The sequence below is a fragment of the Sulfuricurvum sp. genome (assembly GCF_028712165.1).
Classification (GTDB): domain Bacteria; phylum Campylobacterota; class Campylobacteria; order Campylobacterales; family Sulfurimonadaceae; genus Sulfuricurvum.
On the sequence record NZ_JAQTQR010000030.1, the window covers coordinates 24,050 to 30,892 of the forward strand.

Sequence of the window (6,843 nt, forward strand, 5' to 3'; positions counted from 1 at the left end):
CCAAATATGGGATTACCGCTCCATTCACGCATTCGGCAAAAAATCAAAAATGCCCTTAACGCCCTTTTGGCTCTTCTTTTTCCCTCTCATGCCAAACATGAGATCATACCTACCGAAGGGATTCAACGCATTTTGGTCATCCGGATCAATTACCGTATCGGAAATATCCTTTTTACGACTCCGCTGCTGCGTGCGCTTGAACATCGTTTCCCCGATGCAAAAATCGATATCCTGATCGGAGCCAAATACCCGGCACCTTTGCTCAAAAGTTCAGCTGTCCAAAATGTATTTGACTTGCCCCGTCGACTTTTAAAAAATCCGTTTCATTTGTACCGGTATATCCAACAGCTCCGTGCTACAAAATATGATCTCGTTCTTAACCTAAACAGCGGTTCGGCCAGTGACCGCGGGGCAGCTTTTTTAGCCCGCGGAACCTACAAACTCGGGTTTGACGTACCGGGAAATTGGACTCCTTTGACTCATGTCGTCAATGCCCCTTCCGGATCGGTTCACGAAGCCCTTAAACCTCTGTATTTGATGGAAGCTTTTGGTAACGATGCGAACGATTTCCCTCAAAAAATGGATATTGCCCTAAGTAAAGAAGAGAAAATTCAAGGACTTGAAGAGCTTAAAAAACGGCTCTCACTCCAAGGATATACATGGGGAAACAAAGAAAAAATTATCGGTATCTTCCGTGACGCCCGTTTTGAAAAGAAAATAGAAAACACATGGTGGAAAGAGTGGTATCTGCACATGAAAAAACTCAATCCGGATGCCGTATTTGTGGATATTCTCTCTCCTGATGTCAAAGAAAAATTAGACGATGATTTCTATACACTTATGGAATCCAATCTACGTTTGCTCGGAACAATACTCTCTCAAATGGACGCTTTTATTTGCGGTGACACGGGTCCAATGCATTTGGCAAGCGCTTCAGGAGTCCCTACCCTCGCATTGTTTAAAGCCAGTGCTCCGACACTGTATGGAACGCTCGGGACAAATGACCGTTCACTAACCCTTCAAGGCTCTACCCCTGAAATGATCGCAACACAAATCACTCAACACCTTCAATCTCTTCTTCCTGCGTCTCAAGGCTTGGTTGATTAACAAAGCATTCAACCTTTTTTGAGTATAATCGCGTCAACTTTAACCATGATGAGGCGGGTCACTATGTTTGATTACGAATCTTTAAAACCCTGGCTTTTTAAACTTCAGCCCGAGAGTGCCCATACCCTAGTCGAGACATTGCTCCGAAGTGCAAGCTTTTGTCCCCCTCTGTTCAACGGTTGGATGGCTAAACATTTCATTACACACCCATCCCTCACGCAAGAGCTTTTTGGGCGTACATTCTTAAATCCTGTTGGGCTTGCTGCCGGATTTGACAAAAATGCGACAATGTTTCAGGGTATCATGGCACTCGGTTTCGGTTTTAGCGAGATCGGCACCCTGACTCCGAAACCACAGGAAGGGAATCCCCGTCCCCGACTATGGCGTCATATCGAAGAAGATACCCTTCAAAATGCTATGGGCTTTAACAATGACGGTCTGTTTCGCATCTCTCACCGCCTCAAAAACATTTACCCGTTCAGTACCCCTATCGGCGTCAATATCGGAAAAAACAAACTTACTTCCGATGACAACGCTATCAAAGACTATACAACACTGATCAAAGCGCTCCATGAATACGCCGATTACATGGTTATCAACATCTCCTCTCCGAACACTCCGGGCCTGCGAGATTTGCAAAACGAATCTTTTATCACTCAGCTTTTCAGTGAAGCCAAAGCGATTACATCAAAGCCTATTTTGCTCAAAATCGCTCCGGACATGTCTGAAGATCAAGCCGTTGAACTGTGTGCCCATGCCGTAATGAGCGGAGCCGACGGAATTATTGCTACCAACACCACAATCGATTACTCCCTTGTCAGTGAACCTGAAGAGATGGGAGGTCTGAGCGGTGAAGTGCTTCGCGAACGAAGTTTCTATATTTTTGATGCTATCGCACGCGAACTGTTCGGAAAAACGACCCTTATCAGTGTGGGCGGTATCAGTACACCGGAAGAAGCTTATCGCCGTATTCGCGCCGGTGCTTCATTGGTACAGCTTTATACCTCGCTGATTTTCAAAGGACCTGAAGTGATCGAAGAGATCAACAGCGGGTTGATTGATCTACTTGCCCAAGACGGCTACAGTTCCATCACCGAAGCAATCGGTGCAGATCGACGATGAAAATCTTCATCGCAACAATTTTGAGTTTAGGAACCCTTATGGCCTCATCCCTGCCCCACTATGAAACAAAAACATTGTCCAACGGATTGCAAGTCGTAGCTATCCCTATGGATAACGGCTCGCATGTTATCTCTACCGATATTTTCTATAAAGTGGGAAGCCGCAATGAAGTGATGGGTAAAACCGGGATTGCCCATATGCTTGAGCACATGAACTTCAAATCGACCAAAAATCTCAAAGCAGGTGAATTTGATGAAGAGGTCAAAAGTATCGGCGGGCTGAATAATGCCTCGACCGGATTTGATTTCACTCATTACTACATCAAATCCAGTACCGAAAATCTCCCGAAATCGCTTTCGCTATTCGCCGAATTGATGCAAAATCTGAATCTCAAAGACGATGAGTTCCAGCCCGAACGCAACGTCGTTGCCGAAGAGCGTCGATGGAGAACCGATAACAATCCTATGGGATACATGTATTTCCGTCTCTTTAACAGCGCATTTGTCTATCACCCGTACCACTGGATGCCGATCGGATTTATGAACGATATCCAAACATGGAGTTTGGAAGATATCCAACATTTTCACGCGACTTATTACCAGCCGAAAAATGCCATCCTCGTAGTTACCGGAGATGTTTCAGCTGACGCGGTATTTGAAGAAGCACAAAAGCAATTCGGCAATGTCCCCAACTCACTCGATATCCCTGCGGTTAAAACCGTAGAACCGGAACAAGACGGCGCACGCCGCGTCATGGTAAACAAAGAGAGCGAAGTGGAAATGCTTGCCATCAGCTTCCCGATCCCAAATTTTCAGCATGCCGACCAAGCCAAACTCTCCGCGATGAGCGAAATGCTCAGTTCCGGTAAAAGTTCTCGCTTGTATCGCACTCTGGTAGATGAAAAACGGCTCGTCAATCAAATCTACGCCTATAATATGGAAAATACCGATGCCGGAGTATTTCTCTTTGTAGCCGTATGCAACGACGGTGTAAAAGCAGAAACCGTAGAAGGGGAAATCTGGAAAATCATCCATTCTCTTCAATCTGCTCCTGTTGAAAAAGCGGAACTCGATAAAGTAAAAATCAATACCAAATCGGATTTTATCTATTCGTTAGAGAGCTCAACCTCGGTTGCCGATCTCTTTGGAAGCTACCTTGCACGGGGTGATATTGCTCCATTAATGCACTATGAAGCTGCAATCGAAGCGCTCAAGCCCGAAGATATCCAGAGCGTTGCCAAACACTATTTGGTTCCTGAAAAATCAACGACGATAATCCTACGAAAAGGTCAAAAATGAATCTAGTAACAGGCTCGACAACTGCCTTGATAACTCCGTTTAAAAATGGACAATTGGATGAGCAAAAGTACGCTGAACTGGTACAAAGACAAATCAACAACGGAATCGATGCCGTTTGTCCCATCGGAACAACAGGCGAAAGTGCAACTCTAACCTACGAAGAGGACAGACGATGTATGGAAATAGCGGTAGAAGTGTGCCGCGGTACCTCTACAAAAGTTTTAGCCGGTGCGGGGAGCAATTCAACCGCAGAAGCGATAGAAGCTGCGAAAACAGCGCTAAAATGCGGTGTTGACGCTATCTTTTCCGTTGCTCCGTATTACAATAAACCTTCCCAAGAAGGGCTCTATCAGCACTATAAAGCGATCGCTGAGTCGGTTCCGGAACTTCCGTTTATGCTTTATAACGTCCCGGGACGAACAGTCGTTGATATCAGTGCCGATACCGTTATTCGTCTTTTTGATGATGTCCAAAATATCTATGGAATCAAAGAAGCGACAGGAAGTATCGAACGTACCATCGAACTTCTCTCACGCCGACCGGATCTAAAAGTTTTTTCGGGAGATGATGCCATCGATTACGCTATCCTCGCATGCGGCGGAGCAGGTATCACATCGGTTACCTCCAATCTATTGCCGGATTTAAAAGCCCAATTGGTTGCTAAAGCGCTTTCAGGCGATTTGAGCGGTTCGAAAGCACTGAACGATATGCTTTTCCCAATCAACAAAGCGCTATTTTTGGAATCCAATCCGGTAATGATCAAAGCCGCAATGTACATTGCCGGCCTCATCGATACGTTGGAATACCGGCTTCCACTCGTTGCTCCAAGCAATGAAAATATGAAAAAACTCGAATCTGTACTCAAAAATTATAACATTGTAGGAGCATAAAGAATGGCAAATATGAAGGGTAAAACACTCGTAATTACAGGAGCAACCAAAGGGATCGGTCAAGCGATTGCAGAAAAATTTGCTCAACAGGGTGTAAACATTGCTTTTACCTACAACTCAAATGGTGAAACAGCAGCTATTTTAGCCCAAGAGTGGGAGAGCAAATATGCTATTAAAGCCCGTGCCTATCCCCTCAATATTTTAGAACCTGATGAATTCAAACCTCTTTTTGAAGCAATTGATAAAGATTTTGACCGTGTCGACTTTTTTGTCAGTAATGCAATGATCTATGGCCGTCCTGTTGTCGGCGGATACGGTAAATTTATGCGTCTCAAACCGCGCGGACTGAACAACATCTACACTGCAACCGTTAACGCATTTGTCGTCGGAACGCAAGAAGCGGCAAAACGGATGGAAAAAGTAGGAGGCGGTGCGGTCGTTACCATGTCGAGTACCGGAAATCTCATCTACATCGAAAACTATGCAGGTCACGGAACCAACAAAGCAGCCGTTGAAGCGATGGCACGCTACGCAGCCGTTGAACTCGGTGAGATGAATATCCGTGTTAATGCCGTATCCGGCGGACCGATCGACACTGATGCACTCAAAGCGTTTACCAACTACGAAGAGGTAAAAGCCGAAACGATCAAACGCTCTGCCCTCAACCGTATGGGAAGTCCTGATGATATCGCGGGTGCCGTTTATTTCCTCTGTACCGAAGAAGCGGGCTGGATCACCGGTCAAACGATCATTGTTGACGGCGGCACCACATTTAGATAAACTCCCGTCATTCCGTGCCCCGACACGGAATCTACTTCCTTTTCAATCCTTCTTTTATCCCCTCTAAAGCTATAAATCACTATTATTTCTTAACATATAAAAATATCTATTATTTTTTAAAATTGATACACCCAAAGGAATACTTTATGATTTACCGAAAAATTATCTTTATTTTGTTTACTTTGATTGCACTAATGGGAACTACTTCCCTCGCACATTCTTCCTCTCTCAATGACAACTATTCTACACTACTTTCTAAAGTAAAGAATGGCGATACAAATATCGATTTTAAAGCATTTCGAATCGCTTATACCCAAACCCCTCTATATAATCCCTATAAAGTTGATGACTCAACACAAGTGATTCGTGCAATCAACGAAAAAAATTATTCACAAATGCTAAAATATGCAACCATAATCCTCGAAAAAAATTTTACTGATTTAGATGCCCATTACGCTTCCATGATTGCATACGAACAACTTGGAGACCAAAAACGTTTTAACTTTCACCGAACCGTATTTTTCAAACTATTAGATTCTATTATAAAATCAGGAGATGGTAAAACTCCAAAATCAGCGTTACAAGTTATCACTACTCGTGAAGAATATATGGTTATGATGATTTTACATCTTAGACAAAAATCTCAGACACTTAAACAAATTGATGATAAAAGCTATGATGTTTTTGAAGTATTTGACGTAAAAAACAATCAACCGAGTAGTGTCTACTTTGATATTAGTATCCCCTACAGCTGGCTAAACAAAAACTTGCAAAATAAATAAGGCTCATGTATTCAATCTTCACTAAGTGTCATCCTGAATCAAGTTCAGTATGACAATATCGCACAGAATAATCAAAATTTGAATAAGACGAGAAAAATGAAATGAAGATATTTTTGAAAATGTTCTTATTGTCAATACTGGCTTTACTATTATTACTAGCAGCATTTTTGTTCCTTTTCTTTTTATTTATATATGTATTTTATGGTTATGAAAGGAAGGATCCGCGTGTTGAAAAACCACTAAAAATAAAAATGGTTCATGATAACCCATGTTTTTACATAGAACCTTTTGAAGATATGGATAGATTTGTCATCCGAAATATATCAGTAGATCATACCATCTCTCCACTGTCCTATGAAAACCAATGGCATGAAGGTGAATTTGATACTACAAGTGCTGACTCGTATAATCAACCGATAGGACAACGTTATTTGTTTCCGCCTTCAGCAATCTCTGGTCAAGATAGCTGCGTGGAATACGGTACAGATCTTGATAAAAATGCGAGTACAGTCAAAAAACTCAAAACACGTGTCATCTATAGTGCAGATTGTGTAGGGTACAACAAAAAACAGTGGACTTCAGCTAAAGAGAAAGTCGGAGAAATTTATTTTGGCACAACTTTTTATATACAAAAAAATAGTAGTACCAATAAACTAGAAGCAATTATTGTAAATGATAATAATCATACTATTCAATAAAACTATACATTCCCACTCTCTGAGTGGGAATGTATAAGCCTACAAAGGATATGCATTCCCACTTGAAATGTGGAAACGAGAAAAAAATATTTAACCGCTAAATGAAGGAGATACTTCATTGATAATGCGCTACAATTACACACTTATGCTGCCAAAGAGGATGTAT

7 protein-coding genes are annotated in these 6,843 nt (G+C 42.4%); all 7 read left to right on the forward strand.

All coding sequences use genetic code 11. The annotated features are described in order from the left end of the window. Nucleotides 1–6 precede the first annotated feature (6 nt). The 7 genes from PHP90_RS06960 (at nucleotide 7) to PHP90_RS06990 (ending at nucleotide 6,677) form a co-directional block, all read left to right on the forward strand. A complete protein-coding gene (locus PHP90_RS06960; protein WP_299927318.1) occupies nucleotides 7–1,107 on the forward strand; it encodes a glycosyltransferase family 9 protein in 1,101 nt (366 codons plus the stop codon). Between the two features lie 63 nt (nucleotides 1,108–1,170). Then, nucleotides 1,171–2,229 carry a quinone-dependent dihydroorotate dehydrogenase gene (locus tag PHP90_RS06965; protein WP_299927321.1) on the forward strand — a complete coding sequence of 353 codons (1,059 nt, stop codon included), beginning with the start codon at nucleotides 1,171–1,173 and terminating at the stop codon, nucleotides 2,227–2,229. Next, entirely contained in the window at nucleotides 2,226–3,527 is a 1,302-nt protein-coding gene (locus tag PHP90_RS06970; protein ID WP_299927325.1) for a pitrilysin family protein, read from the forward strand. The genes PHP90_RS06965 and PHP90_RS06970 overlap by 4 nt, the downstream gene beginning before the upstream one ends. After that, nucleotides 3,524–4,417, forward strand: a complete 894-nt coding sequence (dapA, locus tag PHP90_RS06975) for a 4-hydroxy-tetrahydrodipicolinate synthase (RefSeq protein ID WP_299927328.1) — start codon at nucleotides 3,524–3,526, stop codon at nucleotides 4,415–4,417. The genes PHP90_RS06970 and dapA overlap by 4 nt, the downstream gene beginning before the upstream one ends. A 3-nt stretch (nucleotides 4,418–4,420) precedes the next feature. Beyond that, nucleotides 4,421–5,197: an enoyl-ACP reductase gene (locus tag PHP90_RS06980; protein ID WP_299927331.1), complete on the forward strand. Its 777-nt coding sequence runs from the start codon at nucleotides 4,421–4,423 to the stop codon at nucleotides 5,195–5,197. A 146-nt stretch (nucleotides 5,198–5,343) separates the two neighbouring features. Next, nucleotides 5,344–5,979, forward strand: a complete 636-nt coding sequence (locus PHP90_RS06985) for a DUF4919 domain-containing protein (RefSeq protein WP_299927334.1) — start codon at nucleotides 5,344–5,346, stop codon at nucleotides 5,977–5,979. Between the two features lie 101 nt (nucleotides 5,980–6,080). Continuing rightward, nucleotides 6,081–6,677 carry a hypothetical protein gene (locus PHP90_RS06990; RefSeq protein WP_299927337.1) on the forward strand — a complete coding sequence of 199 codons (597 nt, stop codon included), beginning with the start codon at nucleotides 6,081–6,083 and terminating at the stop codon, nucleotides 6,675–6,677. The last annotated feature ends 166 nt before the right edge of the window (nucleotides 6,678–6,843 follow it).

Bases quoted from the DNA above. Each gene is read 5' to 3' on its own strand.
- PHP90_RS06960 (WP_299927318.1), top strand. From the start codon at position 7: ATGGGATTACCGCTCCATTCACGCATTCGGCAAAAAATCAAAAATGCC.
- PHP90_RS06965 (WP_299927321.1), top strand. From the start codon at position 1,171: ATGTTTGATTACGAATCTTTAAAACCCTGGCTTTTTAAACTTCAGCCC.
- PHP90_RS06970 (WP_299927325.1), top strand. From the start codon at position 2,226: ATGAAAATCTTCATCGCAACAATTTTGAGTTTAGGAACCCTTATGGCC.
- dapA (WP_299927328.1), top strand. From the start codon at position 3,524: ATGAATCTAGTAACAGGCTCGACAACTGCCTTGATAACTCCGTTTAAA.
- PHP90_RS06980 (WP_299927331.1), top strand. From the start codon at position 4,421: ATGGCAAATATGAAGGGTAAAACACTCGTAATTACAGGAGCAACCAAA.
- PHP90_RS06985 (WP_299927334.1), top strand. From the start codon at position 5,344: ATGATTTACCGAAAAATTATCTTTATTTTGTTTACTTTGATTGCACTA.
- PHP90_RS06990 (WP_299927337.1), top strand. From the start codon at position 6,081: ATGAAGATATTTTTGAAAATGTTCTTATTGTCAATACTGGCTTTACTA.